This window comes from Caballeronia sp. (assembly GCF_049581465.1).
Lineage (GTDB): Bacteria > Pseudomonadota > Gammaproteobacteria > Burkholderiales > Burkholderiaceae > Caballeronia.
In genome coordinates this window covers 1-1,793 of sequence record NZ_JBAUSA010000960.1, presented here as the reverse complement: position 1 = coordinate 1,793, position 1,793 = coordinate 1, and the positions used below count along the sequence as shown (strand labels likewise).

Genomic DNA, 1,793 nt, shown 5'->3' with positions numbered 1-1,793 from the left:
GACTACGCGGGCCGCTCCGTACCAATGGACGTGGTGCTTGGGCGAGAGCGGACTCAAGGATCTCAGGTAATAAAGCAGGCCGATGTCGTCGCGCTTCTCGGGCTATTGCCGGATGAGTTTGTTGGTGAGACGGGGACAGCGAACTTCCAATACTACGAACCTCGCTGCAGCCACGGCAGTTCGCTGAGCCGCGCCATGCACGGTTTCGTCGCAGCTCGACTAGGCTACTCCGAAATGGCACTGCGCTACTTTCGGCAGACCGCGGCGATTGATCTCGCGGATACTCATGTGGCCATTGACGGTGGTATCCACATTGCGGCTCTCGGTGGGGTCTGGCTGACGGCGGTGTTCGGCTTCGCTGGGCTGTCATTGCGGAACGAAGGCGTGTCCATCGACCCGCAACTGCCGGCGGATTGGAACAGCCTTGGCTTTGGCTTTCAGTGGCGCGGCCGATGTCTCACAATCAGGATTGACCAGGCCAAGCAATGCCTCGAAGCAACCCTAGAAAAAGGAGAGCCGATGACGCTTGTCGTGAGCGGTACGTCGCATGATCTCCGCCGTAACCAGGTGCTCCACGTCTCCACCGTAAGGCCAGACAGATCGAAGGTCCGTCAACCGTCGATCTCGTCACCCGCTGCTGATCGCAAGGCGAATTCGCGCTTCCTCGAGCATGACTTGGCAACCAGCACCGATGTTTGACGGCGCCTCGTCCATCGCATTCCAGCCCGTCAGCCTTTTCCCGCGGCTATCCGACAACACTCCATGGGAACAATGCCCAAGTATGGCGAGCGATCTGCTCGTCTTCTTGCGAGGGGAGGACCTGCACCGCGCAACGCGACTCGGGACCGTTGATGGGATTGTTTGCTGATCGGTTTCGATCTTCGTCGAGACTCAGGCCGAGCCAGGACAGGCCGCCACAGATCGCCGCCCGCGCTTCGACATCGTTTTCTCCGATACCACCGGTAAACACCAGCAAGTCGATTCCACCAAGCGCAGCGATCATTGCGGCCACCTGCTTACGCACGGAATAGCAGAACATCGCAACGGCAAGTCGTGCATCGGCGTTTGTCGACGCGGCTTCATGCAGCCGCCGCATGTCGCTTCCAATGCCGGAAATTCCCAGGCGGCCGGAACGGTGATCGACCAGCTCTTCGATCATGGCGGCGTCGAATTTCCTCTCGCGCATCAGATAGACCAGAACGCCAGGATCAAGATCGCCACTCCTAGTGCCCATGATCACTCCGCCGGTTGGGGTCAATCCCATGCTGGTGTCGATCGATTTGCCGGCTATGACCGCGGTCACGCTGGCGCCATTGCCGAGATGGGCAATCACGAGACGGCTCGGTAGATCGTTGGAAAGTTGATGCACAATCGATTCGCACGAGAGGCCGTGAAATCCGTACCGTTGAATTCCTTCCGATTGCAATTCCCTGGCAATGGGAAGTACCCGCGCGACCGCAGGCAATCCGGCGTGAAATGTCGTGTCGAAGCACGCTACCTGCGGAAGCTGCGGAAAATGCTCTTGTGCGAAACGGATGACCGACAGAGCCGATGGAATGTGCAGCGGCGCGAAGGCGGTGGCCCTTTCAAGTTGCGTTAGGACCGAATCGTCGATCAGGCAATGCTGCCGGAGTTTCGGACCGCCATGCACAATTCGATGCCCGATTGCGTCCGGCACCGGCATTTTGGCGTCGATGAGAAGCTTTCCGACGCGGATGATTGCTTCCGGTTGGCTTGGAATGGGGCCCGTCTCGGCGAGCAATGCGTGTCCGTGCGAGTCTTCGGCATGGCAT

Annotated in this window: 2 protein-coding genes; one reads left to right on the top strand and one right to left on the bottom strand. The window is 59.3% G+C overall.

Going from position 1 to position 1,793, the window contains the following annotated elements; genetic code table 11:
- Window positions 1-699 (top strand): glycosyl hydrolase family 65 protein (locus WCA53_RS23555; RefSeq protein WP_423916144.1); only part of this gene is annotated, 699 nt, incomplete at its 5' end.
- 46 nt (window positions 700-745) lie between these two features.
- Here the strand turns inward: WCA53_RS23555 and WCA53_RS23550 are convergent.
- Window positions 746-1,793, bottom strand: a 1,048-nt coding sequence (locus WCA53_RS23550; RefSeq protein WP_423916141.1) for an acetate/propionate family kinase, incomplete at its 5' end; no start/stop codon positions are given.